The following is a 26,341-nucleotide window of genomic DNA, read 5'->3' on the forward strand; positions in this document are numbered from 1 at the left end:
CCACTCTAGGCCGGTACGGCCGGGTTCGGGAGATCCACTGGAGGCGATGCCGGCGGCCCGGTTCAGGCGGCCGACTCCAGCAGCAGCGAGATGCCCTGGCCGACACCGATGCACATGGTGGCGAGCGCCCGCCGGCCGCCCCTTCGGCGCAGTTCCAGCGCGGCGGTCAACGCCAGCCGGGCACCGCTGGCGCCGAGCGGGTGACCCAGCGCGATGGCCCCGCCGCCGGGGTTGACGTGCTCGGCGTCCTCCGGCAGGCCCAGCTCGCGCAGCACCGCCACCGACTGCGCGGCGAACGCCTCGTTCAGCTCGATCACGTCCACGTCGGCGAGCGACAGGCCCGTCCGGTCGAGCAGCTTGCGGGTCGCCGGAACCGGACCGATGCCCATGATCCGCGGCGGTACGCCTGCCGACGCGGCGCCGCGTACCCGGGCCAGCGGGGTGAGGCCGTAGCGCTCGACGGCGGCTGCGGAGGCGACCAGCAGCGCGACGGCGCCGTCGTTGACGCCGGAGGAGTTGCCGGCGGTCACAGTGCCGCCCTCGCGGAACGGGGTGGGCAGCGCGGCGAGCTTCTCAAGCGACGTCTCGCGCGGGTGCTCGTCGGCCTCGACCAGCTTCGTCTCGCGCTTGCCCGCGGGCACCGTCACCGGGACGATCTCCTCGGCCAGCCGGCCGTCGGCCTGCGCCTTGGCGGCCCGCTGCTGCGACCGGTACGCGAAGGCGTCCTGCGCGGCCCGGTCCACGCCGAACTCCGCTGCCACGTTCTCCGCCGTCTCCGGCATCGAGTCGATGCCCCACCCCTTGCGCATCAGCGGGTTGACCAGCCGCCAGCCGATCGTGGTGTCGTACACCTCGGCGGTGCGGGCGAACGGCGTGGCCGCCTTCGGCATGACGAACGGCGCGCGGCTCATGCTCTCCACGCCGCCGGCCACCACCAGGTCGGCCTCGCCGGCGACGATCGCGCGGGCGGCGGAGGCGAGCGCGTCCAGGCCGGAGCCGCAGAGCCGGTTGACGGTGCTGCCCGGCACCTCCTCCGGCAGGCCGCCGAGCAGCGCGGCCATCCGGGCCACGTTGCGGTTGTCCTCGCCGGCCTGGTTGGCGCAGCCCAGGATCACGTCGTCGGTGCGGGCCCAGTCGACCGAGGGGTGGCGGGCCACCAGCTCACGGACGACGTGCGCGGCCAGGTCGTCGGGGCGGACCCCGGCCAGCGCGCCGGCGTACCGGCCGATCGGGGTGCGGACTCCGGCAACGAGATAGGCCACTGTCATCGCGCGTACGTCCTTCGGGGGTGGGAAGGGGTCGGTCGGCGGGTCGCGGGGGTACCCGGCGCCAGGATATCCGTGACCGGAGCGGATAGGTTTGCCGCATGTCCGGGGCCCAGTTCAGCGCAGAGACCAGCGGTGGCGGCGCGTTCGTCCGCCAGCCCAACCGGTTCACCGGCCGGGTCACTCCGCACTCCACGTCACCCGAGGGGGGCGGGCCGGACGAGCAGGGACGCTGGCCGCTGGAGGCGGGCCGCTACCGGCTGATCTGGTGCCGGGCCTGCCCGTGGGCGCACCGGGCCCGGATCGTGCGCGGCCTGCTCGGGCTGGACGAGGTGATCTCGCTGGGCACCGTCGATCCGATCCGGGACGAGCGGGGCTGGCGGTTCGCGCTCGACCCGGACGGCTTCGACCCGGTGCTCGGCATCGGCTACCTGTCCGAGGCGTATCTGTCCACCGACAGGGACTACACCGGCCGGGTGACGGTGCCGGCGCTCGTGGACACGCTCACCGGACGGGTCGTGACGAACGACTATCCGCAGCTCACGCTGGACTTCTCGACCGAGTGGCGGCGGTTCCACGCGCCGGACGCGCCGGATCTCTACCCGGTCGAGCTGCGCCCGGAGATGGACGCGCTGATGGCGGAGATCCACCGGGACGTCAACAACGGCGTCTACCGGTGCGGCTTCGCCACCTCCCAGGAGGCGTACGACGAGGCGTTCACCGCGCTGTTCGCCCGCCTCGACGCGCTGAGCGAGCGGCTGGCCGGGCGGCGCTACCTGATGGGCGACGCGATCACCGAGGCGGACGTGCGCCTGTTCACCACGCTGGTGCGCTTCGACGTGGCGTACCACGGCCACTTCAAGTGCAACGAGCGCAAGCTCACCGAGATGCCGGTGCTCTGGGCGTACGCGCGGGACCTGTTCCAGACGCCGGGGTTCGGCGAGACGGTGGACTTCGACCACATCAAGCGGCACTACTACGCCACCCACGACATGATCAACCCGACCCGGATCGTGCCGCTGGGGCCGGACCTGTCCGGCTGGACCACCCCGCACGGACGTGGTTGAGGACACCGGCCGCCGGATCGCCGCCGCGTTCGCCGCCGTCTGCCTGGCAGCCGGCGCGGCAGCGGTGACTGTCGCGGTGATCGCCGGTCCCGGCCCGGGCCCCATCGCGTACGTGAGTGAGGCGGGCATCACCGACAGCGGGTACGCCGGGGCGTACCGGATCGGGATCTTCTCGGTGGCCGCGTCGCTGCTGCTGCTCGCCGGGGCGCTGCCACCGGGGTTGCGGGCGGCGGCCGGGCTGCTCGGCGTCGGCGCGGTCGCCACGGTGCTCTCCGGCGCCGTCACGTGCAGCGAGGGCTGCCCGCTGCCGCCGTTCGAGGCCACAACGGTGGCCGACCTGGTGCACGGCGGTGCGAGCATCGCGGCGACCGCCGCGGTGGTGCTCGCCATGCTCGTACTGCTGTTCTCCCCGGCCGCGGACCAGGGGCTGCGGCGGATCGCCGCGGTCGGCGCGGCGGTGGCGCTGCCGGTGGCCGCCGTAGTGGCGGCGGCGCTGCTGCTGGTCGGGCGCAGCACGCTGCTCGGGGTGTCGGAGCGGGTGCTGCTGGTCGTGGTCGCCGCCTGGGGACTGGTCACCTCCGGCTACCTGGCTGTAAGGAGCCTCACCGGCGACGGTCCTTCCGTTCCGGCCCGGGGCGGGAGTAACGTGTCGCGACGATGACCAATGTCTGGTGCCTCACCGAGCGCCTGTACGTCGATCTGCGACGGCAGGCCAGCGGCGTCTGTCCGGCGTAGCTCCACGCCCCCGACGCCCGCCTTCCCTCTCCAGACCTTGGATCCGTCCTCATGACTTCCGCCCTGCGCAGAATCCCCTTCTCCGTCCAGATCCTGCTCGGCCTCGTGCTCGGCGTGGCGCTCGGTTTCCTCGCCCGCGCCGCCGACCTCGCCTGGCTGACCAGCACGCTCGACACCGTCGGCGGCCTCTTCGTCCAGCTCCTCAAGCTCGCCGTGCCGCCGCTGGTCTTCACCGCCATCGTGGTCAGCGTGGTCAGCCTGCGCGGCGTCGCCAACGCCGCCCGGCTGGCAGTCAAGACGCTGCTCTGGTTCGGCGTCACAGCGCTCATCGCGGTGAGCATCGGCATCGGCATCGGCCTGCTCACCGACCCCGGCCGGGGCGTCAACCTGGACCCGGCCGGCGCCACCGCGCCGAAGACCACCGGCTCCTGGATCGACTTCCTCACCGGCATCGTCCCGACCAACCCGGTCGGCGCGTTCGTCGAGGGCAACGTCCTGCAGATCGTCTTCCTCGCCCTGGTCGTGGGCGCCGCCGCGCTGCTGGTCGGCGACGCCGCCGAACCGTTCGTGTCGCTCAATCGCTCGCTGCTGTCGATCGTGCAGAAGGCGCTCTGGTGGGTCATCCGGCTCGCCCCGATCGGCACGCTCGGCCTGATCGGCAACGCCGTCGCCTCGTACGGCTGGGACCTGCTCGCCCCGCTCGCGAAGTTCACCACGGCCGTCTACGTCGGCTGCGCGCTGGTGCTGTTCGTGGTCTACCCGGTGCTGCTCGCGGTGGCCGGCAAGCTCAACCCGCTGCGCTTCTTCGCCGGCGCCTGGCCCGCCATCGAGCTGGCCTTCGTCTCCCGCTCCTCGGTGGGCACCATGCCGGTGACCCAGCGTTCGGTCGAGCGCCTGGGCGTCCCCCGCGAGTACGCCTCCTTCGCGGTGCCGTTCGGCGCCACCACGAAGATGGACGGCTGCGCCGCCATCTACCCGGCGCTCGCCGCGATCTTCGTGGCGCAGGTGTTCGGCGTGAACCTGGGCGTGACCGACTACCTGCTGATCGCGTTCGTCTCGGTGGTGGGCTCGGCTGCGACCGCCGGCCTGACCGGCGCGATCGTCATGCTGACGCTGACCCTGAGCACGCTGGGCCTGCCGCTGGCCGGGGCCGGCCTGCTGCTGGCCATCGACCCGATCCTGGACATGATCCGTACCGCCACGAACGTGGCCGGGCAGGCCGTGGTGCCGACCATCGTGGCCGCCCGGGAGGGCACGCTCGACCGGGCCGCGTACGACTCGGCCGGCAAGCGCGACCTGATCGAGCCCGCCGAGACCGAGCGGCTCGACCCCGTACCCGCCTGATCCACACCTCTTCGGGTGCGTCTCCTGAGAAGGAGGCGCACCCGTTGCCACGACCGGAGGATCCGAGAATGAGCGCCCTGTTCACCCCGCTCGCCCTGCGCGGCGTCACGCTGCCCAACCGGATCGCGCTGGCGCCCATGTGCCAGTACAGCGCCGGGCCGGACGGCCTGCCCACCGACTGGCACCGGGTCCACCTCGGCTCCCGCGCGGTCGGCGGGGCCGGGCTCGTCATCACCGAGGCGACGGCTGTGGTGCCCGAGGGCCGGATCAGCCCGCAGGACACCGGGCTCTGGTCCGACGCGCACGTCGACGCGTGGCGGCCGATCACCGCGTTCGTCGCCGCCCACGGCGCGGTGCCGGCCGTGCAGCTCGCGCACGCCGGGTTCAAGGCGTCCACGTACCGGCCGTGGGCCCCGCGGCGCGGCGGCGTGCCGGACGCCGAGGGCGGCTGGACCCCTGTCGGCCCCGGCGACCAGCCGTTCGTGCCGGAGTACCGCACGCCGACCGCGCTGGACGAGGCGGGCATCGCCGCGGTGGTGGACGCCTTCGCCACCGCCGCCGGGCGGGCGCTGGACGCCGGGTTCGCCGCCGTGGAGATCCACGCCGCGCACGGCTACCTGCTGCACGAGTTCCTCTCCCCGCTGACCAACCGGCGCACCGACGGCTACGGCGGTGACCGGGCCGCCCGGATGCGGCTCACCATGGAGGTGGCCCGCGCGGTACGCGCCGCCGTCGGCGAGTCCGTGCCGGTGCTGACCCGGATCTCCGCCACCGACTGGACCGACGACGGCTGGAGCGTCGACGACAGTGTGGTGCTCGCCGGGGAACTGGCCGCCGCCGGAGTCGACCTGATCGACACGTCCTCGGGCGGCGCGGCCGTCCAGGCGTCCATCCCGGTCGGCCCCGGCTACCAGGTGCCGCTGGCCGCCCGGATCCGCCGCGACGCCGGCGTGCCGACCGGCGCCGTGGGCCTGATCGTCGAGCCCGAGCAGGCCGAGCAGATCGTGGCCGGCGGCGAGGCGGACCTGGTGCTGCTGGGGCGGGAACTGCTGCGCGACCCGTACTGGCCGCGCCGCGCCGCCGCCAAGCTCGGCGCCGCCCCGGCCTGGCCCGACCAGTACACCCGAGCCTTCTGACCCACCCCGCCCCCGCCCGGTGGGGCGGGGGCGGTCAGCCGGCCAGGTGGTTCCAGCGGGGTTCCAGGTCGGTCCAGGTGCCCTGGTCGGCCACGGTGCCGTCGATCAGCACCACCACGTGGTCGGCCCGGACCAGGGCGGCCCGCTTCGCGGTCGAGCCGACCACAGTCACCCCGTGCTCGCGCAGCGCCGCCCACAGCGCCAGCTCCGTGCTGACGTCCAGCGCCGACGACACGTCGTCGGCCACCAGCAGCTCGGTACGCGGCGCGAGCGCCCGGGCCAGCGCCAGCCGCTGGAGCTGACCACCGGACAGGCGGGTTCCCTTGTGCCCGATCAGCAACCCGAGCCCGCCCCCGGCCGCGGCCAGGTCGTGTTCGAGCTGGGCGGTCGAGACCGCTCCGGCGGCGTCCACCTGGTGGCCGAGCGCGATGTTGTCGGCCACCGTGCCGGAGAGCACCCGGGGTAGCTGGCCCACGTACCCGACCTGGTTGGGGCGCAGGAACATCTCCGGCTCGGTGACCGGGTCACCGTTCCAGCGCAGCTCGCCGACGTGGTGCACGATCCCGGCGAGCGCGCGCAGCAGCGACGACTTGCCGGACCCGACCGGGCCGACGACCAGCACCAGCTGCCCGCGCTCGACCACCAGGTCGACGTCGCGGACGGCGAGCGTGCCGTCGGAGTGCAGCGCGCCGAAGCCGGACAGCTCCAGGCGGCGCAGCGGGTGCCGGGGCGGCGGCTCGGGCGCGGGCGCGGTGCCCGCGACCAGATCGAGGCCGGGCACCGGCGCCGCGTACACGGCCTCGCCGGTCATCGCCACCGTCCGCTTGGTCCACACCCGCGCCGACGGGTACTGCGACACCAGCGACGCGGTGGTCCACGCGAACCAGCGGGCCGCGCCCAGGGTGGACACGGCCACCAGCGTGGCACCCGCCGACAGCTCACCGGCCAGGTAGAGCGCCCACGCGCCGATCGGCAGCAGGCCGCTGGCGACCGACGGGGTGGACCGGGCCCACACCTGCATGGCGATCTCGCGTCGCTGCCGCTCGCTGCGTACCTCGTCCAGCCGGGCGAGGTGGCGCAGCACCGGGCGGGTGGCGCCGGCCAGCTTGACCGTACGGGCGGCGGACAACGCGGACACCAGCGCGGTGGCGAACGCGGCGCGCGCCTTCACCGTCCCTGCCGCGGTGCGTTCCAGCCGCGGCCCGAACAGCGTCGCCGCCAGCCCGGACACCACCATCGTGCCGACGAAGAACATCGCCGGTACGAGACTGCCCGTCACCAGCGTCATGGCGACCACGATGACCAGCGAGATGAACTGGTCCATCAGGTTGTCGGCCAGGTGCACCACCCGGTCGGTGTCGCCGCCCTGGGCCACCACCTCGGCCGGGGTGTGCCCGCTGACCCGGCGCGCGCCGGTCTGCCCGTGCACCAGCCGGGCGCTGATCCGCAGCATCTGCCGGATCCACCACTGCGGGAACCACAGGTTCGTCAGGTACGGCAGCGGCAGCACCACGAGCAGCGCGGCCACGATGCCCAGCGCCGGCAGCCACGGGTCGCCGCCGCCGACCAGGTCGGCCCAGAGCCAGGGCAGCACCGCGCCGTCCAGACCGAGCACCGTCATCACGACGAACAGGCCGACCGAGAGCAGGCCGTACCGCGGATCGTTGGTGCCCAGCCGGAAGATCTCCCGCATGGTCCGCGCGGGCGGCGAGGGCGGCGCCGGTGGCGGGTCGGTGCGCGGCACGGCGGCCGGCCGCGTCGAGGGCGCGGCCGGTGTGGCGGGCGCGTCGTCCCAGGCGGGCGCGTCGAGCAGTTCCACACCGCCGCGCCGGGCGCCCACCCCGGCGTACGCCCCGGCGTGGCTGGTGGCGAGCAGCTCGGCGAAGCGGGCCGACTCGCGCAGCGGGCCGGCCTCCAGCACCGCGCCGTCGGCCATCACGACCACCTCGTCGCAGCGGCGCACCGAGGAGAGCCGGTGCGCGATGACGATGCCGATCCGGTCGGTGAGCAGCCGTTCGGTGGCCTCTCGTACGCGGTTCTCGGTGACCGGGTCGAGCCGCGCGGTGGCCTCGTCGAGGATCACCACGTGCGGGTCGCGGACCAGGATGCGGGCGAACGCGACGAGTTGTTCCTGCCCGGCGGAGAGCACGTAGCCGCCGTCGCCGAGCCGGGTGTGCACGCCGTCGGGCAGTTCGGCGATCCAGCCGGCCAGGCCCAGTTCGGCCAGCGCCCGCTCGGCCGCGTCCAGCAGCTCCGGATCGAACAGCGCCACGTTCTCGGCGAGCGTGCCGGCCAGGATCTCGGTGCGCTGCGGCACCACGGCGATCCACCGGCGCAGTTCCTCCACGTCCAGGTCGACCAGGTCGGTGCCGCCGAGGAACACCGTGCCGCGCGGTACCTCCACCGCCCGGGTCAGCACCTTGGCCAGCGTCGACTTGCCCGAGCCGGTCCGCCCGACGAGCGCGTACGAGCGCCCGCGGACGAAGTCGAGGTGGACGTCGCGCAGCGCCGGACCGCGGTCGTCCCCGCCGGACGGGTAGCGGTAGGTGAGCCCGCGCACGGTCAGGTCGCCGTCGACCGGGGCGTCGCCGCCGCCCGGCTCCTGCGGCGATCCGGCGAGCAGTTGCACCCGGCCCCAGGCGCCGAACGCCTGTTGCAGGTGCGGCACCCAGCGGGCGATCTGCTCGACGGTCGCGCCGAACGCGACGGCCAGCAGCCAGATCGCGGTGAGCCGCGCGGCGTCCACCCGGCCGGTGGACAGCGCCCACGCGCCGCCCAGCACCACGCCCGCGACGCCGAGCCCGACCGCGCCGGCGGCGACCGCGGTGACCCGCGCGGAGAGCCGGAACACCCGGCCGCACCGGGCGATCACCTCGGCCGCGCGGCGGGCGTAGAGGCGCAGCACGTACGGCCGGGCGAGGCTGGTGCGCACGTCGTCCTGCCCGTGCACCGCCTCCTCCATCACTGCGGCGAGGTCGGACCACGCCTCCTCCTCGGCCATCCGGGCCGGGGCGATCCGGGCGGTCGGGCGGCGCAGCGTCACCGCGAGCAGGGAGGTGAGCACGATCATGCCGACACCGGCGGGCCACCAGACGATCAGCGCGCTCACCGTCGCGAGGACACAGACCGCGAGGCCCTGCGCCAGCCGTACGCCGGTGTTCCGCATCTCGGCGGCGACCTGGTAGACGTCGTTGTCGATCCGGTCGAGCAGCTCGCCGACCGGCGTGGTCTCCAGGGTGGGCAGATCCTGGCCCAGCGCGACCCGGCAGAGCCGCCGCCGCACGTCGGCCGACCAGTCGGCGGTGAGCCGGGCCATGATCAGGCCGATCAGCAGGTCGGTGACGACAGCGGCGACGAGCGCCACCGCGAGCGCGACGAACCACCCGGACGAGCGGTGCACCAGCACCGGCCCGGCCAGCGCGGAGGCGGCCGCCTGGCCGGCGGCGCCGAGCACGATCAGCAGCAGGACCGCCGTCATCCGCCGGGGCGCCGTGGCCCAGAGATCTCGGAGCAGGCGCATGGAAGGTCCTCCGGACTCGGATCGGTGGGGGCGGTGCCCTCACCCTCACCCTTCCGGCGGCCCGGAATCAACCGAATTACCGCCCGCTGGTCAGGTCCGGGCGACCCGCCGGACGATGCCGAGCAGCGACTCCTGCACCTCGTCGATCGGCCGCTCCGGCGAGAAGACCAGCCAGTCCACTGCTACCACCAGCCCGACGCCGAACAGCGCCGAACTGGCGGTACGCACGTCCAGGTCGGCGGGCAGGTCGCCGCTGTCCACGCCGGCCTTCACCGTGTCGGCGATCACCGCGACGGCCTCGCCGCGCAGCAGCCGCAGCGTCTGCTGCCACTCCCTGTTGGTCCGCCACATCTCCGAGAGCAGGAGCTGGGCGAAGGCGCGGTAGCGGCGGATGTACTCCAGCTGGGCGCGGACCAGCGCGCCGAGCGCCTCCAGCGGCGGCAGCCCGTCGACGGCGGCCCGGAACTCGGCGGTGAGCAGGCCGATGCCGTGCCGCAGCAGCTCCTCGAACAGGACGGTCTTGGACTCGAAGTTGTAGTAGACGGTCCCCTTCGCCACACCGGCGCGGGCCGCGATGTCGTCCACAGTGGTGGCCGAGAAGCCCTGCTCGGCGATGAGGTCCACCGCCGCCACGAAGAGGCGCTGGCGGGTGTCCTCGCGCCGGCGCGTCCGTCCGTCCGTCACCGGCTCATCCTCACATGGTCAGTTCGGGGTGCAGCTTGGCCGGGGTCAGCCGGCGGGACCGGCGGGCCGCGCCGACGGTGAGCGCCATGGCGCCCAGCCCGAACGCGAGCAGCACCAGCGCGGCGGTGACCACCGGGGCGGTCGTACCGCCGTTGATGGTGTGCCGCAGGCCGTCCACCACGTACGTCATCGGCAGCCAGGGGTGGATCGCCTGGAAGAAGCCGGGCGAGGTCTGCACCGGGTAGGTGCCGCCGGACGAGGTGAGCTGGAGCATCAGCAGCGCCAGCGCGGCCAGCCGCCCGGCCGGGCCGAGCGCCACGCCGAGCAGTTGCATGATCGCGGTGAACGCCAGCGAGGTGAGGGCGAGCAGACCGAACGTGGCCGGTCCGTGCCGCGGGTCGAGCCCGAGCCCGAGCGTCACCACCGTGTAGAGCACAGTGACCTGGGCCAGGCCGATGCCCGCGGCCGGGAGCCACCCGGCGAGCACGACCCGCCAGCCGGGCGCGCCTGACATCACGTGCCGCCGGTTGACCGGCCGCAACAGCATGTACGTGATCATCGCGCCGACCCAGAGCGCCAGCGACAGGAAGTACGGGGCGAAGCCGACGCCGTACGAGCCGGCCGGGTTCTGCGAGTCGCGGATCAGGCCGACCGGGTCGCCGAGCACGCCGGCGCGGGTGGCCGCGTCGTCGTACCCGGGTAGTTTCCGCTCCCCGGCGGCGAGCCCGTCGGCGAGGTCGCCGGCGCCGCCCTCCAGCCGGGTCAGCCCGTCGACCAGGCGGTTGCTGCCGCTGCCGAGCTGGGCCAGGCCGCCGTCGAGCTGGCGGGCGCCGGTGGCGAGCCGGTAGAGGCCGCCGCGCAACTGGTCGGCGCCGGTCGACGCGTCGCCCAGCCCGTCGCGGAGCTTGGCGCTGCCCTGCGCCAGCGTGGTGAGCCCACCGGCCAGCTCGTTGACCTTCGCGCGGACGGAGGCGACGTCGTCGGCCAGGTGCGGCGCGGCGGCGGCCACCTCGCGGGCGGTCTTCGCCACGTCGGTCATCTGCTTGCGCAACGTGGCCATGTCGGTCTTGTCCAGCGCGGCCACCACTGAGCGGGCCTGCGTGACGGCCCGGTCGGCGGCCTTGCGGGCGGCGGCGAAGTCCGGGTCGTCGGCCAGTTCGGGGTGTTCCTTCGCGACCGCGTCGAGCCGGTCGCTGACCTCCTCGGCGGTCGCGACCACCTCGGCGGCCTTGCCGGGTAGCGCGTCCAGCCCGGCGGCGAGCTGCTGCGCGCCGTCGGCGACGAGCGTGGCCGCCTTCTCGATCTTGTCGGCGTTGCGGCGCAGCACCGGCTCGTACTTGTCGGCGGCGGCGTTCACGGTCGCGGCCGCGGCCTTGGTCTCGGTGGCGGCGCGCCCGGCGCCGTCGGCGAGCTGGGCGGCGCCGGTCCGCAGCTGGTCGAGGCCCTTGGCGAGCTTGTCCGCGCCCTGGACCGACTGGTTGAGTCCACCGGCGAGCTGACCGGCGCCGTCCTCGGCGTCACCGAGCCCGTCGGCGATCTTTCCCGCGCCCTGCTGGGAGGTGCCGAGCCCGTCGGCGATCTTCCCGGCGCCGTCGGCGGCGCGGCCGGTCTCGGCCTTGGCGTCGGTGAAGCCGATCAGCATCTTGTCGAAGTACGTGGCAGCGGTGCTCTGCGCGGCGGCCGCCCGGATCTCGCTGAACGCCGACCGGGCGAGCAGCCCGGAGAGGTAGTTGGTGGCGTCGTCGTTGACGACCTTCAGCTCGCCCTGCCGGGCCGGGCGGTCCGGTTCCGGGCCGGCGGCGAGGGTGGCGGAGAAGTCCTCCGGGATGGAGAAGACCAGGTGGTAGCGCCCGTCGCGCAGCCCTTTGGTGGCGTCGGCCTGGTCGGTCACGGTCCAGCCGAAGACCTTGCGGTCGAGCAGCTTCTCGGTGAGGTCGCGGCCGGCGTGCACCTCGCTGCCGTCGCCGGCGGTGGCCGGGCGGTCGGCGTTGACAAGCGCGACCGGGATCCGGTCCATCTTCCCGTAGGGATCCCAGAACGCGTACAGGTAGAGGGCGCCGTAGAGCAGCGGGACGATGGTGAGCACTGCCAGGGCGGCGCGCGGCAGCCGGCCCCGGGTCATCCGGCGCAGCTCGAACAGGGCCAGTCGCAGGACGCTCATGCGGACACCTCGGTGGGCACGGTCAGGGCGGGGACGGGCAGGGCCGGGTCGCCGATGCGGTGCACGGTGGCGGTCACCCCGGGTTCGACGGCGCGGGCGCTGGCGACCACCGCGTACCCCTGGTCGGCGAGGCGTTCCAGCGCGCCCCACATCCACTCCCGCTCGGGGCGGTCGGCGCCGGCGTCCACGTCGTCGGCGACGATCAGGCTGGGGCCACCGAGGCTGGCGAGCACGAGCCCGAGCACCTGCCGTTCGACCGGGGTGAGGTCGCGGCCGTACCGGTCGGGGTCCAGGGGCGCGTCGGTGAGTCCGGCGCCGGCGATGGCTGCGGCGTAGGCGTCGCGGCGGTAGGCCCGGCGGGCCCGGACCGCTGCCACCGGCACGAGGCGGCGCCGGCGGCGTGGCACCGGGCCGAGCAGCAGCAGGCGTTCGGTGATGTGTTCGGCGACGGTGAGCGTCGGGTCGGGCTCGTGCACGCCCGCGACCTGGCCGAGCGCGGCCGGGCCGCGGCGGCGCAGCTCGCCGTGGTTGTGCGGGAAGCGCCCGGCCAGCGCGAGCAGCAGCGAGGTGCGCCCGCTGCCGGGCGGGCCGGTGACGGCGTGCAGCTCACCGCTCGCGGCGGTAAGGTCGACGTCCCGGTAGACCCAGCCCCGGCGGGTGCGCAGACCCAGGCCGACGGCCTCGACGATGTTCATCAGGACCCCGAATTCCGAACTGACTAGTCAGTATAAAAACACGCCCAGCATAGCGCCGGGTGTCCGGTTCGGGACGTCTGGCGGGAGTGATCCTCAGAACAGCACTGTGGCGAGCGTGCCGACCGGGCGGAAGCCGCAGCGCTCGTAGACCCGGCGGGCGGGCAGGTTGAAGTCGTTGACGTACAGGCTCACTGTGGGCGCGACCCGTTCCAGCGCGTCGCGGACCACTGCCGCCATCGCGGCGGCGGCGATGCCCCGGCCGCGCCACTCAGGCGCCACCCAGACGCCCTGCACCTGCGCGGTCCGGCGGGTCACCACTGCCAGCTCCGCCTTGAAGACCACCCGCCCGTCGACGAAACGGGCGTAGGCGCGGCCGGCGCGCACCAGCTCGGTCACCCGCCGCCGGTAGCCGCGCCCGCCGTCCTCGGCCAGCGGCGACACCCCGACCTCCTCGGTGTACATCGCCACCGCCGCCGGGAACAGCAGGTCGACCTCGCTGCCGCGCACCCGCCGCACGTGCGGGTCGGGCGCCACGGCGGGCAGCGCGTCCGTCGCCAGCAGCGGCTGGTTCGGGCGTACGTCCCGAGCCGGCCCCCAGTGCGCGGAGAGGCGGTCCCAGAGCCCGAGCACCGCGTCGGCGCGGCCGACGATCGAGGAACAGAGCCGCTCCTCGGCGCTCAACTGGTCGGCGAACGCGGTCACCGCCGACTCGGACGCGAGCACCGGGGTCAGGTTGCCGCCCAGCCAGCAGATCGACTCCAGGTGCCGGCGGGAGCCGTACCCGAGGATCCGCGCCTCGGCCCGCCACCAGGCCAGCCCGCGCGCCGCCACCCGCTCGGCGACCTGCGCACCGGCGTACGGGTCGAGGTCGAGCAGCCGCTCGACCGCGCGGCGCTCCGACTCCCCCAGTTGGCGTACCGGCATGGTGAGCACGGCTACCAGCCTGCCAGATCCACCCCGGCGTGCGCGGGCCGACCGGGCACCTGCCGCACGGCGCTCAGCCGGCCGGCGCCGGCACCGGTTCGGGTGCGGCCGGCCGGGTCCGGGCGGCCCATCGCACCACAGGCGGCACCATCGCGCCGAGCAGCAGGAACACCACGCCGAGCACCAGCCAGCCGGGCACGCCCCAGCCGATCGCGAGCGTGGTCACGACCACCGGGGCGACCATCGAGCCGAGTTGCATGCCCATCCCGTACGCGCCCTGGTACTGCCCGTGCGCGTGCGCCGGGGCCAGGCCGAAGGAGATGCCCCAGCCGGCCGCCGCGTGCCACAGCTCCCCCACGACGTGCACCAGCGCTCCGGCCAGCAGCAACGGCACCGCCACCGCCACCGGCACGCCGCCCCCTGCGGCGAACAGCGCGCAGGCGACAGCGAGCAGGACACCGGCCCGGCGGGCGGCCCGGCCCGCGCCGGTCAGGTCCTCGGTGCCCTGCGAGGCGCGGACCTGGAACAGGATCACCACCACGGTGTTGACGAGCAGGCAGACGGAGATCAGCCAGTTCGGCGCTGTGGTGTGCCCGGCGATCCACAGCGGCAGCGCGATGTTGATCAGCGAGAAGTGCATGGACATGAGCCCGTCCAGGACGGTGAAGGCGAGGAACGGGCGGTCCCGCAGCGCGATCAGCCGCGGCCCGTGCGCCGGGGCGGGCATCGGCGGCACCGGCGGGAGCCGCAGCAGCACCGCCGCCGCCAGCACGTACGTGGCGGCGTCGAGCAGGATCAGCGTGACGTACGCGCCGCGGGTGTCGGCGGCGAGCGCGAACCCGGCCAGCACCGTGCCCACCGAGATCCCGACGTTGGTGACAGCGCGCAGGTAGGCGCGGGTACGGACCCGCTGGTCGGGTGGGACGGCGCCGGCGATCAGCGCACCGCGGGCGCCCCGGGTGCCCGCGTCGGCGACCGCCATCAGCACGCCGACGACCAGGAAGCCGGTGAACGAGCGCACGGAGACCAGCGCGGCCGTGCACCCGGCCGAGGCGAGCAACGCGGCCATCTGGAGCCCGCGCGGGCCGAGGCGGTCGGCGAGGTAGCCCATCGGCGTGCTCGCCACCAGGCTGACCAGCGCGGTGAGCGTGAGCGCCACACCGACCTGGGTCACCGAGAGCCCGACCGACCGGGTGAGGAACAGCGCGCTGGCGGTGAGCCAGGTGCCCCGCCCGACGGTGTTGACGAGCGTGGAGAGGGCGAGGGTCCGGGACGGGCCCGGTTCGGGAAGCAGGCGCACACCGGCACCCTAACAGTACGTACGTACGGTTTGCAGCCCGGTTTACGTGACGTCTTGTCGGCGATGCATTGCCGATATATCGTTGATGCATCAGTGATACGACGACAGAAGGAGAGCTTTGATGGGTTTCCATCGACGCATGCACGCCATGCACGACGAGATGCGCCGCCGTGGCGGCTTCGGCTTCCCGCCCGTACCCCCGGGTCCGCCGCCCTTCTCCCCCGGACCCCACGGCCACGGGCGGGGCCGGGGCGGGCGCGGACGCGGCCGGCGGCCGAACGTGCGCGGGGCCGTGCTGGCCCTGCTCACCGAACGGCCGATGCACGGCTACGAGATGATCCAGGAGATCGACTCCCGCACCGGCGGGGCCTGGCGGCCCAGCCCCGGCTCGATCTACCCGACGCTGCAACTGCTGGAGGACGAGGGGCTCATCGCGACCGCCCCCGACTCCGAGGGCGGGCGCAAGCGGTTCGCGCTGACCGAGGCGGGCCAGGCCGAGGCGGCCGGCGCGGCGCAGGCCCCGCCCTGGGCGGAGTTCGCCGAGCAGACCGTCAACAGCTGGCACGACATCCGCGACGCCGGCGCGCAGGCCATGCAGGCGCTGCGGCAGGTCATGACCACCGGCACCGACGACCAGCGCGCCCGTGCCGCCCAGGTGCTCGACGAGACCCGGCGCAAGCTCTACGCCATCCTCGCCGAGTCCGAGTGAGCACCGCCGCCGGAACGGCACGCCGGCCGGACGACGACCGGCGTGCCGTCAGGCGCGGCGCGCGGTGACGAGCAGGTACTCCCAGCGCATCACGCCACCGTCCAGGTGCCGGGCGGCCAGGTCGGTCAGCGCGCGGTCGAGCCCGGCCGTACGCTCCGGGTCGCCGGCGTTCGCCAGGTAGACCGCCACAGTGGGCCCGTAGCGGGTCGCGAAGAAGTCCCGGAACTCCCCCGGCGTGGCGAACCGGTCCACCACCACGGCGTCACGCGCCGACGTGAGCGCGTCGACCCGGTCGCCGAACAACTCCCGGACGTGCTCCTCGTCGCCCCAGAGCGGGGGCGGCTGCGCGCCCGGCGGCGGTGGCGGCGCGTACGGCCGCATGGCCGCGAACAATTGGCCCACAAAGCCCTCCGGGGTCCAGTTGACCAGGCCGATCGTCCCGCCCGGCCGGCACACCCGCAGCACCTCGTCGGCTGCGGCCCGGTGCCGGGGCGCGAACATCACGCCCACACACGACAGCACCGCGTCGAAAGCGGCGTCCGCGTACGGCAGCGCCTCCGCGTCCGCCTCCTCCCAGGTCAGCGTCAAGCCCTCCCGCTCGGCCTCCGCCCGCCCGATCGCCAGCAACTCCGGGGTGAGGTCGCCGGCCACCACCTCCGCACCGGCCCTGGCCGCGGGCAGAGCCGCGTTGCCGGTCCCGGCCGCCACGTCCAGCACCCGCATGCCCGGCGCCACCCCGGCGGCCCGGACCAGCGTCGCCCCCAGCTCCGGGATCACCTGCGCGGCCACGGCGGCGTAGTCCCCCATCGCCCACATCGCGCGGTGCCGGGCCTTCACCGCGGCGTCCTGTTCCCGTTCCTCGATCATCGGTCGCTCCTCACCTGTCGTCCCTGCACAGGACGCTAGGCAGCGGACGACCCGGCCCCCAGTACGAGATCTGTACCGCTCCCGACAGGCGGCTGGCCGGGGTGGCGGGCCGGGCGTAGCGTGCCCGCCATGGGGGCCTCCTACCACCAGTTCTGCCCCGTGGCGAAAGCCATGGAACTGCTCGACGAGCGGTGGACGCTGCTCGTGGTCCGGGAGCTGGTCAGCGGCTCGGAACGATTCAACGAGCTGCGCCGGGGCCTGCCCCGGATGTCGCCCACGCTGCTGTCCCGCCGGCTGCACCAGCTCGTCCGCGCCGGTGTGGTGGAGCGGCGGGTCGACGGCGCCGACGTGCGCTACGTCCCGACCGCCGCCGGACGCGAACTGCGGCCCGTGGTGGAGGCGCTCGGCGCCTGGGGCGTGCGCTGGATCGGCGAGCTGGGCGACGCCGACCTGGACCCGAAGCTGCTGCTGTGGGACATGCACCGCCACGTCGACCACGACGCTGTTCCGCCGGGGCGTACCGTCGTGCGGTTCCGCTTCCGGGACGTGCCCACGACGCAGCGCGACTGGTGGATGGTGATCGCCGCGGGCGAGGCCGACGTCTGCGACAGCGACCCCGGGCACGACGTGACGGTGACCGTCACGGCGGACCTGCGCGCCCTGGTCCAGGTCTGGATGGGCGACCTGGAGTGGGCCGCGGCGCTGCGCGGCGGCGCGGTGGAGGTGACCGGGCCGGAGGCGTTGCGGCGCGCCGCGCCCGGCTGGTTCACCCTCTCCCCCTTCGCCGCCGTGCCCCGGCCCTGAGACGGCGCGTGCGGCCGCCCCCTGTCGGGGACGGCCGCACGGCGACGCGAAAAGCAGATCAGTGCACTGTGACTGTGGCGCCGCCCGGCACCAGGTCACGCAGCTCCTCGGGGATCTCGGCGCCCATCTCGTCGGCGATCCGCAGCGCCTCCTCGATCAGCGTCTCCACGATCTGCGCCTCGGGCACGGTCTTGACGACCTTGCCCTTGACGAAGATCTGGCCCTTGCCGTTGCCCGAGGCCACACCGAGGTCGGCCTCGCGGGCCTCGCCCGGACCGTTCACCACGCAGCCCATGACCGCGACGCGCAGCGGCACCGGCAGGCCCTCCAGCCCGGCGGTGACCTCCTCGGCCAGCTTGTAGACATCGACCTGCGCCCGCCCGCAGGACGGGCAGGAGACGATCTCCAGGCCGCGCTCGCGCAGGCCCAGCGACTCCAGGATCGCGTTGCCGACCTTGATCTCCTCGACCGGCGGGGCGGACAGCGAGACCCGGATGGTGTCGCCGATCCCCTCGGCCAGCAGCGCGCCGAACGCCACCGCCGACTTGATCGTGCCCTGGAACGCCGGGCCGGCCTCGGTGACACCGAGGTGCAGCGGGTAGTCGCACTTCTCGGCCAGCAGCCGGTAGGCGCGGATCATCACCACCGGATCGTTGTGCTTCACCGAGATCTTGATGTCCCGGAAGCCGTGCTCCTCGAACAGCGAGCACTCCCACAGCGCCGACTCCACCAGCGCCTCGGCGGTGGCCTTGCCGTACTTGGCCAGCAGGCGCTTGTCCAGCGAGCCGGCGTTGACGCCGATCCGGATCGGCACGCCCGCGTCGCCGGCGGCCCGCGCGATCTCCTTGACCTTGTCGTCGAACTGCCGGATGTTGCCCGGGTTCACCCGGACCGCGGCGCAGCCTGCGTCGATCGCCGCGAAGACGTACTTCGGCTGGAAGTGGATGTCGGCGATCACCGGGATCTGCGACTTCTTGGCGATCGCGGGCAGCGCCTCCACGTCGTCCTGCGACGGCACGGCGACCCGGACGATCTGGCAGCCGGACGCGGTCAGCTCGGCGATCTGCTGGAGCGTGGCGTTGACGTCGGCGGTGAGGGTGGTGGTCATGGACTGCACCGAGACCGGCGCGCCACCACCGACCGGCACCGAACCGACCATGATCTGGCGGCTGGCCCGGCGCGGGGCCAGCGGCGGCGGCGGTACGGGGGGCATACCGAGACTGACAGCGGTCACTTCAGGCACTCACCTTGAGAAGAGCGTGATGGGGTTGATGACATCGGCGGTGACTGTGAGCAGCGTGAACGCGCCGCCGATCAGGATCACCGCGTACGTGAACGGCATGAGTTTGAGGTAGTCGACGCGGCCCGGATCGGCGCGGCCGATGCGTGCGTAGAGCCAGGACCGCGCCCGTTCGAACCAGGCGATGGCGATGTGGCCGCCGTCCAGCGGGAGCAGCGGCAGCAGGTTGAACACGCCGATGAAGAAGTTCAGCGACACGAACAGCATGAAGAACACCAGCCAGGCGTTGTTCTCCACGGCCTCGCCGCCGAGCCGGCTGGCGCCGACCACGCTGATCGGGGTGTCCACGTCGCGCTCGCCGCCGGTGATCGCGTTCCACAACGCGGGCACCTTCTGCGGGATGCGCTGCATGGCGTGCGCGGTCTGCACGGCCATGGTGCCGGTGAAGTCGGCGGTGGCGCCGAACGCGGCGACCGGGCCGTACTCGACCCGGGTCGGGGTGCTGGGCGAGAGCGCCACGCCGAGCGCGGAGACTGCCGAGGCGGCGCCCTTCGGGTCGCCCAGCGGCGGACGCTGCACCGAGGCCAGGTCGACCCGCGCCTCGGCCGGCTTGCCGTCACGCACGTAGGCGACGGTGGCCGTGCCGGGCGGGGTGGCCCGGACCACGTCGAGCATGTCGCCCCAGGTGGAGACCGGCTTGCCGTTCACCGCGGTGATCCGGTCGCCGTCCTTGAGCTGGGCCTTCTCGGCCGGGCTGGCCGGGTCGCCGGACTCGCAGGCGCGGGCCGCGTTCTCCACCACCACGCACGGCGCGATGGCGATCACCGCCGGCTCGGCCCGGAAGCCGGCCTCGGTGCTGGGGAACTTCGGGTTCGGCAGCCCCACCGACACCGCGATGATCCAGAGCGCGATCAGGGCCAGGGCGAAGTGGGTGATCGAGCCCGCGGACATCACGATCGTCCGCTTCCACACCGGGTAGCGCCACATGGCGCGCTTCTCGTCCCCCGGCTCGACGTCGTCGTCCTGCGGTGTCATGCCGACGATCTTGCAGAAGCCGCCGAGCGGGATGCCCTTGATGCCGTACTCGGTCTCGCCCCGCTTGAACGACCAGAGCGTCGGGCCGAAGCCGACGAAGTAGCGGGTGACCTTCATCCCGAACGCCTTGGCGGTGAGCATGTGCCCCGCCTCGTGCAGGCTCACCGAGATGAGGATCGCCAGGGCGAACAGCACCACCCCGAGCAGATAGCTCATCGAGCTCCTTCCACCGACCCGACGATGATCTCCTGGGCGTGCGCCCGTGCCCACGACTCGGCGGCGAGCACGTCCTCGACGGTACCTGGTTCGTCGAAATCGGGAGCGTCCTCCAGCACCCGCTGGAGGGTGTCGACGATGCCGAGGAACGGCAGCCGGCCCGCGACGAACGCGGCCACGCACTCCTCGTTCGCCGCGTTGTAGATCGCCGGGCGGCAGCGCCCGGCCTCCCCCGCCGCCTTGGCCAGCGCGACAGCCGGGAACGCCTCGTCGTCGAGCGGGAAGAACTCCCACGTGTGGGCGGTGGTCCAGTCGACAGCCGCGGCGGCGCCGGGTACGCGGTCCGGCCAGCCGATACCCAGCGCGATGGGCAGTCGCATGTCCGGCGGGCTGGCCTGGGCGAGCGTGGACCCGTCGGTGAACTCGACCATCGAGTGGATCACCGACTGCGGGTGGACCATCACCTCGATGTCGGCGTACGGCACGTCGAACAGCTCGTGCGCCTCGATCACCTCCAGCGCCTTGTTGACCATCGTGGCGGAGTTGATCGTGACGACCGGGCCCATGTTCCAGGTCGGGTGTGCCAGCGCCTGCTCCGGCGTGACGGCGGTCAGCTCGTCACGCCGCCGCCCCCGGAACGGGCCGCCGCTGGCGGTGACCACCAGCCGCCGCACCTCGCCCCGGGCGCCGCCGCGCAGGCACTGCGCCAGCGCCGAGTGTTCGGAGTCCACCGGAACGATCTGCCCCGGGTGCGTCACCGCGGCCTTGACCAGCGGGCCGCCGGCCACCAGGGACTCCTTGTTGGCGAGCGCGAGGGTACGACCGGCGTGCAGCGCGGCCAGCGTCGGCGGCAGGCCCAGCGAGCCGACCACGCCGTTGAGCACCACGTCGCACGGCCACTGCGCCAGCTCGGTCATCGCGTCCGGCCCGGCCACGATCTTGGGCAGCTTGAAGTCGCCGGTGGCCCAGCCACGCCGGCTCGCCTCGGCGTAGAACGCGAGCTGAAGATCCTGCGCGGCGGGCGCGCGGGCCACACCGACCGCCTCCACGCCCAGCTCCAGCGCCTGCGCGGCGAGCAACTCCACGTTGCCGCCACCCGCGCCGAGGGCCACCACCCGGAAGCGGTCCGGGTTGCGCTTGACGATGTCGATGGCCTGGGTGCCGATCGAGCCGGTCGAGCCGAGCAGCACGAGATCTCGGGGAGTGGTCACCGGACCATTGTTCCCCAGCGCCTCACCCCGGTTCGTCCCGGAGTGCCCGGCGGCATGATCGACTCCACTTCGCCGAGGTGGCGGCATCAGGGTCGCCGCGATGCCACCACTTCGGCGAACCGGTGTCGATCACGCCTGCGGCGCCTCCTCGTCGAGCAGGTCGGCCGGGTCGACGCTGAACTCGACCTTCGGGCCGTTGGTCTCCGGTAGGAGATCGAGAGCGAGCTGCGCGGTCCAGGGCTCGTCGTACCAGCGGAGCACGTCGAACGACGGCTCGGCGGGCTGCGGTGCCGGCTCGGGCGCGAATGCGGCCTGGGCCATCGGGCTCACCCCCTCAGCGGGTAATCGTGCTACCCCTCACCTAGCGGCGCTGCCCCGATCCGCCCTGCTCGCACACGTTGTCCATCCCCACCGCCACTCCCGTTGATCATGAGGTTGGCGGCGTCGGCGGTCCGATTCGTCGCCGCCAACCTCATGATCGACGGGGCGGGAGCAGTTCCGCCGAACGATCAGGCGGGGCGCTCCAGGGCGAAGGTCTCCAGTTCGACGCCGCCGTACCAGTCGGTGCGCACACCCGCGTGCGTCATGCCGAGGCGCCGGGCCACCGCCATCGACGGGTCGTTCCCGGCCATCACCACCGCGTACACCCTCGGGGTGCCGGTGGCGAACTCGCGCTCCAGCACCGCGCGGGCCGCCTCGGTGGCGTAGCCGCGGCCCTGGGCGTCGGGGTGCAGGTGCCAGCCGACCTCGATGTCGTCGGTGAGAGTGACGCCGTCGCGTCCCGGTAGCGGTTTGAGCAGGATGCTCCCCGCCACCGGCCCGCCGTCGCGCGGCTCGATCGCCCACAGGCCCCACCGGCCGCCGTACGGCGTCCAGCGTTCATGCCACATCCGGACCCGCTCGCGCGCCTCGGACGGGTCGGTCATCCGCCCCTTGCCGCCGCCCAGCCAGCGCATCACCTCGTCCCGGGAGTAGATGTCGTAGATCCGGGCCAGGTCGTCCGGCGACTCGGTCCAGTCCCGGAGCACCAGCCGGTCGGTCGTGGCGATCGTCATGCCGCCGGATCGTAATGCGTGGCGCGGGGGCGTACGGGGAACGAGAGGGCGATGGGCGACGGGTGGGCACGGACCAAGCGGATCACGGCGGCGGCGTTCCGGCCGGTCCGCGGTCGCGACCTGTCGCTGCACGCCGCCGCGATCACCTTCTACGGCGCGATCGCCGTGGTGCCGGTGGCGCTGCTGGCGATCTGGCTGACCGGGCTGCTCGCCGGGGCGGACCGGGTACGGCGGCTGACCGGGTACGCGATCGACACGCTGCCCACCGAGATCGGCGCGCACCGGGCGGCGGCCGCGCTCGTCGAGGCCGGTCTGGGGCTGACCCCGCTGCTGGCGCTGGCCTCGCTGCTGCCTGCTTCGCTCTACGGCGAAGGGCTGCGCCGCGCGTTCGTCTCGGTGGCCGAGCCGCGCGCCGAGTCCGGTGCACTCGTCGGCTGGCGGGGCCGCCTGCTGCTGCTCCCGCTGCTGGCGCCGGCCCCGGCGCTGCTGCTGTCGATCCTGCTCGGGCTGCCGCTGACCACCCGGCTGGTACGCCAGGGCGGCTGGGTCGGCGCGCTCGGCGTGGTGCTGTCGTTTTTCGCGGTGTGGCTGGTGCTCACGCCGGTGCTGATCTGGGTGTTCCGGGTGGTCGGCCCGGCCTCGCCGGACTGGCTCGCCACCGTCGCCCTGGGCTCGTTCACGGCGGCGAACCTGTCCGGCTTCGTGCACGGCTTCGTGCTGTTCTGCTCGCTGCCGCTGGACCTGGGCGTGCCGTTCGGCGGGTTCGATGAGATCGGCGGCGGCGTGGCGGTGCTGCTCTGGCTGTACCTGTTCCACGTGATCGTGTTGTCCGGCTACTCCGCGACGCTGGCGGCGAGCCGGTGGCGGGCCGCCCGGGTGGCGGCCGGCGCCTGACGGCTGCGGGTCAGCGCCGGAACGGGCCGCGCACCTCGTACGTGATGCCGCCGGTCCCGGCCCGGGCGCCGCTGGTGCCGCGCTGCGAGGAGAAGTAGAGGCGGCTGCCGTCCGGCGAGAATGCCGGCCCGGTCAGCTCCGACCCGGACTGCCCGAGCAGCCGCAGGAACGGGGTCACCACACCGGCCGGCGTGATCACGTTGATCTCCATGTTGCCGCCGTCCTCGGCCACGTAGAGGTCGCCTCCCGCGGTGCCGGTGATGTTGTCGACGCCGGTCAGCGGCGCGGCACCGGCCGGCACCAGCGAGTCGTCGTACGCGAGGTCGAGCCGCTGGTTCACCGCGTCGTACGCCCACACCCGGTTGTCGCCCTTGGTGGTGAACCAGCAGGTGTCGTCGGCGTACCAGCAGCCCTCGCCGCCGTCGAACGTCTGCGCCGCGCCCACCTGGTAGCGGGTGGGCACCGGGAACCCGTCGCGGTCCGGCAGGTCCCGCCAGGTCACCGGCCCGGTCACCTGGCCGTCCGGGGCGCAGAGCACCTGCACCCGGCCGGTGCGCAGGTCGCCCCAGGTGTCCGGGACGAACCGGTAGAAGCAGCCGTCCCCCTCGTCCTCGGTCAGGTAGACCACCCGCCGCTGCGGGTCGCAGGCCGCCGCCTCGTGCTTGAAGCGGCCCATCCGGGTCCGCTCCTCACCGGCCCGGCCGCCCTCCGGCCAGGTCTCGAAGACGCGGCCCAGCGGCACCTCCTCGCAGGACAGCCACGTCCCCCACGGGGTCGGGCCCCCGGCGCAGTTGACGTTCGTGCCACCGAGGATCCGGTACGCGGCGGTGATCGCGCCGTCGGCGGCGAACCGCACCGCCGAGGCGCCACCGACGAGCGGCACCTCCGAGTTGGAGACGTAGATCCAGCCGTCGCCGGACGGGAAGCAGGCGCCGCCGTCGGGTGCCGGGTGCCAGGTGTACGAGGTGCCGGCGACGCGCTGCCCGGAACGCGCGATCACCCGGCCGGTGAAGCCGGCCGGCAACTGGAGGCCGTTGGCGTCGGCGGCCAGGAGGTCGCCGTACGGGCCGGGGCCGGGCTGGGCGGGCTGGGCCGGGGCGGCAGCGGCGGCCCAGAGACCACCGGCGAGAGCGGCGGCGCCACCGGCGGCTGTGGCGCGCAGGACGGTACGACGATCCATCGGGGATTACCTCCCGGAGGCGGTGGGTGTCCCGTCGACGGTAGGACGGAAATGCATCGACAACTGCCACTATAGGGTGAACGCCCGGTGACTGCCGTCCGGCCGTCAGAGGCCCTCGACGTACCGCTTCGCGTCGGCGAGCGACATGTGCGTGTGCTCCCGTACCACCTTGATCGCCTGGATCTTCCTGCCCCGGTACAGCAGCCGCGCGGCCTCGGCCCGCACCGCCTCGTCGACGCCCTTTCCGGGCGCCGGAGGGCCGGGCGGCCAGGATCCGCCGCCCGCCAGCGCGTCCACCGCCCGTTTCGCGTCCAGCAGCGACAGCCCGGTCTGCTCGCGCAGCACCTTGACCGCCTCGACCGTACGCCCCGCGCGGGCCAGCCGGAGCACCTCGGCCTGCCCGTCGCCGGCCGGGCGATCAGGGGCGACCAGGTCCCGGGGACGGTCGCGCCGCAGCACGAGCAGGAGCAGGAGCACCACCACGACGAGCGCCACCGCGAGCGCGATCTGAACAGCCGGGGACATGCCCGGAACGGTAGCGCCCCGCCGCGAACCCTCCCGTCCGGGACGGGCCGCCGCTACGCTCCGCGGCATGAGCGAACGCACCGAGCGAAGCGAGGGCCGTGAGCGCATGCCCAGCCCGCACTTTATGAGCGACGCCAGTGAGCTGCCGTCCCGCGCCGACGTCGTGGTGGTCGGCGCCGGACACAACGGCCTGGTCTCGGCGATCCTGCTGGCCCGCGCCGGCCTGGACGTGCTGGTGCTGGAGGCGTCAGCGGTGATCGGCGGGGCGACCCGCACCGAGAACCCGTTCCCGAAGGTGCCGGGGCTGCGTCACTCCACCGGGTCGTACCTGCTCGGGCTGATGCCGCCGGAGCTGCTGGCCACGCTCGACGTGACCATCCCGGTGCTGCGCCGCGACCCGCACTACTTCCTGCCCACGCCGGGCCGGCTCGGCTCGCCGTACCTGCTGGCCGGCAGCGACGTGGCGGCGAGCCGGCGGCAGCTCGCGGAGATGTTCTCCCCCGCCGACGTCGCCGCCGACGACGCGCTGCACGCCGAGCTGGCCCAGCTGCGGGAGGATCTCGCCCCGGCGTGGCTGGCCGAGCCGCTGCCGGTCGAGGAGACCGCCGAACGCTACGTGCGGCCCGCGCTGCAGCAGGTCTTCGTCGACCTGGTGCGCGGCTCGGTGGCCGACCACCTGGCCCGCTTCGACTTCCGCTCCGAGCTGCTGGTCAGCATGTACGCCGTCACCGACGGCCTGTCCGGGCTCAACGCCGGCCCGGACGATCCCGGAACGGGTCACAACTTCCTGGTGCACAACATGTGCCGGCTGCCGGGCGCGGACGGCACCTGGATGATCACCCGGGGAGGCATGGGCACGGTGTCCCGCACGTTCGCCGAGGCCGCCGTGCGCGCCGGGGCGCGGATCGTGGCCGACGCGCCGGTCACAGCGATCCGGCTGGCCTCCGGTGCCGCCGCCGGGGTGACGCTCGCCGACGGGCGGGAGGTGGACGCCTCCGTGGTGCTCGGCGCCTGTGACCCGTACCGGCTGATGGAGCTGCTGCCCGACGGCGCGCTCCCGGCGGAACTCGACGCGCGGATGGCGGCGGTCCGCCGCACCGGCACCACGCTCAAGCTCAACCTGGCGCTGACCGGGCTGCCGCGCTTCTCCTGCCTGCCGGACGACGCGCCGAGCCCGTTCGGGTCGACCATCCACCTGCTGCCCGGCTCGGCCTCACTCGTCGGCGACGGCGGCGAGTCGCCGATGGCGGCGCTGCGCGGCATGTGGGCGGACGTGCGGGCCGGGCGGCTGCCGGAGGAGCCGACGATCGAGTGGTACCTGCACACCACAGTCGACCCGTCGCTGTCCGACGACGCGGGGCACCACTCGTCGGCGTTGTTCGTGCAGTCGGTCCCCTACGAGCTGGCCGGCACCACCTGGGAGGCGGCGCTGCCCGGCTACGTGGAGCGGCTGATCGCGATCTGCGAGCGGTACGCCCCGGGCGCCGGTGACCTGGTCGCGGACGCGGTGCCGCTGCCGCCGCCCGGCATCGAGGCGCACTTCGGCATCACCGGCGGGCACATCCACCACGTCGACAACACGGTGTCGTTCACCGACCGGATGCCGTACGCCACGGGGGTGGACGGCGTGTACGCGGGCAGCGCCGGCTGCCACCCGGCGGGCAGCGTGATCGGCGCGGCCGGGCACAACGCGGCCCGCCGCATCCTCGCCGAGATGTAAGGAAGGGCCCCTTATTAACGCCTCCGGTAGAGGAAGGGCCCCTTCTTAACAACC

Annotated in this window: 23 protein-coding genes; 8 read left to right on the forward strand and 15 right to left on the reverse strand. The window is 73.8% G+C overall.

Translation table 11 applies throughout. The annotated features are described in order from the left end of the window. Positions 1-62 precede the first annotated feature (62 nt). A complete protein-coding gene (gene pcaF / locus IF06_RS0107780; RefSeq protein WP_013284637.1) occupies positions 63-1,268 on the reverse strand; it encodes a 3-oxoadipyl-CoA thiolase in 1,206 nt (401 codons plus the stop codon). A 98-nt stretch (positions 1,269-1,366) separates the two neighbouring features. Here pcaF and IF06_RS0107785 point away from each other — a divergent pair, with 98 nt between their 5' ends. The 4 genes from IF06_RS0107785 (at position 1,367) to IF06_RS0107800 (ending at position 5,547) form a co-directional block, all read left to right on the forward strand. After that, entirely contained in the window at positions 1,367-2,332 is a 966-nt protein-coding gene (locus IF06_RS0107785) for a glutathione S-transferase family protein (RefSeq protein WP_013474413.1), read from the forward strand. Continuing rightward, the gene (locus IF06_RS0107790; RefSeq protein WP_030269873.1) at positions 2,325-2,993 is read left to right on the forward strand and encodes a DUF998 domain-containing protein; all 669 of its coding nucleotides are present in this window, start codon (positions 2,325-2,327) and stop codon (positions 2,991-2,993) included. Before IF06_RS0107785 ends, IF06_RS0107790 begins: the two co-directional genes overlap by 8 nt. 137 nt (positions 2,994-3,130) lie before the next feature. Next, on the forward strand, positions 3,131-4,411 hold the full coding sequence (locus IF06_RS0107795; protein ID WP_030269874.1) for a dicarboxylate/amino acid:cation symporter: 1,281 nt from the start codon (positions 3,131-3,133) through the stop codon (positions 4,409-4,411). A 68-nt stretch (positions 4,412-4,479) separates the two neighbouring features. Further along, a complete protein-coding gene (locus tag IF06_RS0107800; protein ID WP_030269876.1) occupies positions 4,480-5,547 on the forward strand; it encodes an NADH:flavin oxidoreductase/NADH oxidase in 1,068 nt (355 codons plus the stop codon). Positions 5,548-5,581: 34 nt separating this feature from the next. Here IF06_RS0107800 and IF06_RS0107805 read toward each other — a convergent pair whose 3' ends face one another. The 6 genes from IF06_RS0107805 to IF06_RS0107830 form a co-directional block, all read right to left on the reverse strand. After that, positions 5,582-9,067: an ATP-binding cassette domain-containing protein gene (locus IF06_RS0107805; RefSeq protein WP_030269878.1), complete on the reverse strand. Its 3,486-nt coding sequence runs from the start codon at positions 9,065-9,067 to the stop codon at positions 5,582-5,584. Positions 9,068-9,157: 90 nt separating this feature from the next. After that, the gene (locus IF06_RS0107810; protein WP_013284631.1) at positions 9,158-9,751 is read right to left on the reverse strand and encodes a TetR/AcrR family transcriptional regulator; all 594 of its coding nucleotides are present in this window, start codon (positions 9,749-9,751) and stop codon (positions 9,158-9,160) included. 10 nt (positions 9,752-9,761) lie between these two features. Continuing rightward, the gene (locus IF06_RS0107815) at positions 9,762-11,912 is read right to left on the reverse strand and encodes a YhgE/Pip family protein (RefSeq protein WP_030269879.1); all 2,151 of its coding nucleotides are present in this window, start codon (positions 11,910-11,912) and stop codon (positions 9,762-9,764) included. Continuing rightward, positions 11,909-12,607, reverse strand: coding sequence for an ATP-binding cassette domain-containing protein (locus IF06_RS0107820; RefSeq protein ID WP_013284629.1), 699 nt, complete (start codon positions 12,605-12,607; stop codon positions 11,909-11,911). Before IF06_RS0107820 ends, IF06_RS0107815 begins: the two co-directional genes overlap by 4 nt. 93 nt (positions 12,608-12,700) lie before the next feature. Next, on the reverse strand, positions 12,701-13,540 hold the full coding sequence (locus IF06_RS0107825; protein ID WP_030269880.1) for a DUF4081 domain-containing GNAT family N-acetyltransferase: 840 nt from the start codon (positions 13,538-13,540) through the stop codon (positions 12,701-12,703). Between the two features lie 64 nt (positions 13,541-13,604). Further along, entirely contained in the window at positions 13,605-14,831 is a 1,227-nt protein-coding gene (locus IF06_RS0107830; RefSeq protein WP_030269881.1) for an MFS transporter, read from the reverse strand. Between the two features lie 121 nt (positions 14,832-14,952). Here IF06_RS0107830 and IF06_RS0107835 point away from each other — a divergent pair, with 121 nt between their 5' ends. Beyond that, positions 14,953-15,540 (forward strand): PadR family transcriptional regulator, encoded by a 588-nt coding sequence (locus tag IF06_RS0107835; RefSeq protein WP_013474406.1) that lies wholly within the window; start codon positions 14,953-14,955, stop codon positions 15,538-15,540. 48 nt (positions 15,541-15,588) lie between these two features. Here IF06_RS0107835 and IF06_RS0107840 read toward each other — a convergent pair whose 3' ends face one another. Continuing rightward, entirely contained in the window at positions 15,589-16,407 is an 819-nt protein-coding gene (locus IF06_RS0107840) for a class I SAM-dependent methyltransferase (protein WP_030269884.1), read from the reverse strand. Positions 16,408-16,536: 129 nt separating this feature from the next. Between IF06_RS0107840 and IF06_RS0107845 the strand changes: the two genes are divergently transcribed. Further along, a complete protein-coding gene (locus IF06_RS0107845; RefSeq protein WP_030269886.1) occupies positions 16,537-17,211 on the forward strand; it encodes a winged helix-turn-helix transcriptional regulator in 675 nt (224 codons plus the stop codon). Between the two features lie 58 nt (positions 17,212-17,269). On the opposite strand, the gene ispG is transcribed toward IF06_RS0107845, so the two are convergent. The 5 genes from ispG to IF06_RS0107870 all read right to left on the reverse strand — a co-directional run bounded on the left by ispG (position 17,270) and on the right by IF06_RS0107870 (position 21,968). Next, positions 17,270-18,445 carry a flavodoxin-dependent (E)-4-hydroxy-3-methylbut-2-enyl-diphosphate synthase gene (gene ispG, locus IF06_RS0107850; protein ID WP_013474403.1) on the reverse strand — a complete coding sequence of 392 codons (1,176 nt, stop codon included), beginning with the start codon at positions 18,443-18,445 and terminating at the stop codon, positions 17,270-17,272. A gap of 9 nt (positions 18,446-18,454) precedes the next feature. Beyond that, positions 18,455-19,702, reverse strand: coding sequence for a M50 family metallopeptidase (locus IF06_RS0107855; protein WP_013284622.1), 1,248 nt, complete (start codon positions 19,700-19,702; stop codon positions 18,455-18,457). Further along, complete coding sequence (gene dxr / locus IF06_RS0107860; protein ID WP_030269888.1) at positions 19,699-20,913, reverse strand: 1-deoxy-D-xylulose-5-phosphate reductoisomerase; 1,215 nt, start codon at positions 20,911-20,913, stop codon at positions 19,699-19,701. The genes IF06_RS0107855 and dxr overlap by 4 nt, the downstream gene beginning before the upstream one ends. Positions 20,914-21,042: 129 nt before the next feature. Beyond that, positions 21,043-21,234 carry a hypothetical protein gene (locus tag IF06_RS0107865; RefSeq protein ID WP_013284620.1) on the reverse strand — a complete coding sequence of 64 codons (192 nt, stop codon included), beginning with the start codon at positions 21,232-21,234 and terminating at the stop codon, positions 21,043-21,045. 188 nt (positions 21,235-21,422) lie between these two features. After that, positions 21,423-21,968, reverse strand: a complete 546-nt coding sequence (locus IF06_RS0107870) for a GNAT family N-acetyltransferase (RefSeq protein WP_013284619.1) — start codon at positions 21,966-21,968, stop codon at positions 21,423-21,425. Positions 21,969-22,019: 51 nt separating this feature from the next. Between IF06_RS0107870 and IF06_RS0107875 the strand changes: the two genes are divergently transcribed. Then, positions 22,020-22,862, forward strand: coding sequence for a YhjD/YihY/BrkB family envelope integrity protein (locus IF06_RS0107875; RefSeq protein ID WP_013284618.1), 843 nt, complete (start codon positions 22,020-22,022; stop codon positions 22,860-22,862). 10 nt (positions 22,863-22,872) lie between these two features. Here IF06_RS0107875 and IF06_RS0107880 read toward each other — a convergent pair whose 3' ends face one another. Both IF06_RS0107880 and IF06_RS0107885 read right to left on the reverse strand, forming a co-directional pair. After that, positions 22,873-24,042: an alkaline phosphatase PhoX gene (locus IF06_RS0107880; protein ID WP_013284617.1), complete on the reverse strand. Its 1,170-nt coding sequence runs from the start codon at positions 24,040-24,042 to the stop codon at positions 22,873-22,875. Between the two features lie 105 nt (positions 24,043-24,147). Then, complete coding sequence (locus IF06_RS0107885; protein WP_030269890.1) at positions 24,148-24,567, reverse strand: 50S ribosomal protein L7/L12; 420 nt, start codon at positions 24,565-24,567, stop codon at positions 24,148-24,150. 124 nt (positions 24,568-24,691) lie between these two features. Here IF06_RS0107885 and IF06_RS0107890 point away from each other — a divergent pair, with 124 nt between their 5' ends. After that, positions 24,692-26,287 (forward strand): phytoene desaturase family protein, encoded by a 1,596-nt coding sequence (locus IF06_RS0107890; RefSeq protein WP_030269892.1) that lies wholly within the window; start codon positions 24,692-24,694, stop codon positions 26,285-26,287. Positions 26,288-26,341 lie beyond the last annotated feature (54 nt).

This window comes from Micromonospora globosa (assembly GCF_000717585.1).
GTDB classification, from domain to species: Bacteria; Actinomycetota; Actinomycetes; order Mycobacteriales; family Micromonosporaceae; genus Micromonospora; species Micromonospora aurantiaca.